General features: G+C 65.2%; 1 protein-coding gene. It reads left to right on the top strand.

The genetic code is table 11. From position 1 onward, the window contains the following. Positions 1–647, top strand: a 647-nt coding sequence (locus IG74_RS47310; protein ID WP_037827512.1) for an AMP-binding protein, incomplete at both ends; no start/stop codon positions are given.

The following is a 647-nucleotide window of genomic DNA, read 5'->3' as shown; positions in this document are numbered from 1 at the left end:
GCGGGCGAATCGTTTGGCGCGGTTGTTGATTTCGCGGGGTGTGGGTGCGGAGTCTCTGGTTGCGGTCTGTATAGAGCGTTCTAGTGAGTTGGTGGTATCACTCCTCGCGGTGCTGAAGGCCGGTGGCGCGTACGTGCCGGTCGATCCGGAGTACCCGGCGGACCGCATCGCGTACGTGTTGGAGGACGCGCAGCCGGTTCTGGTACTGACCAGCCAGGCGACGGAAGGCGCCGTTCCCGCAGGGGCGGACGTCCCGGCCCGTGTCGTGGTCGATGGGTCCGAGGCGCTGGCGCAGCTGGAGGTGCTGTCTGCTGAGCCTGTTGGCTCTGTGGAGGTCTCGCCGTCGCATGTGGCGTATGTGATTTATACGTCGGGTTCGACGGGGCGTCCGAAGGGTGTGGCGGTTCCGCATCGGGGTGTGGTGAACCGTCTGTTGTGGATGCAGGACGTGTTCGGTCTGGACGGGTCGGATCGGGTGGTGCAGAAGACGCCGTTCGGGTTCGACGTGTCGGTGTGGGAGTTCTTCTGGCCGTTGATCACGGGTGCGCGTCTGGTGGTGGCGCGTCCTGGTGGTCATCGGGATGCGGGCTATCTGGCGGAGCTGATCCGGCGGGAGAGGGTGACGGTTGCGCATTTCGTGCCGTCGA

The sequence above is a fragment of the Streptomyces sp. NRRL B-1347 genome, assembly GCF_000720325.1.
Classification (GTDB): Bacteria; Actinomycetota; Actinomycetes; order Streptomycetales; family Streptomycetaceae; genus Streptomyces.
Note: the sequence above shows the minus strand (reverse complement) of the source record. Positions and strands in the feature narration are given on the sequence as shown.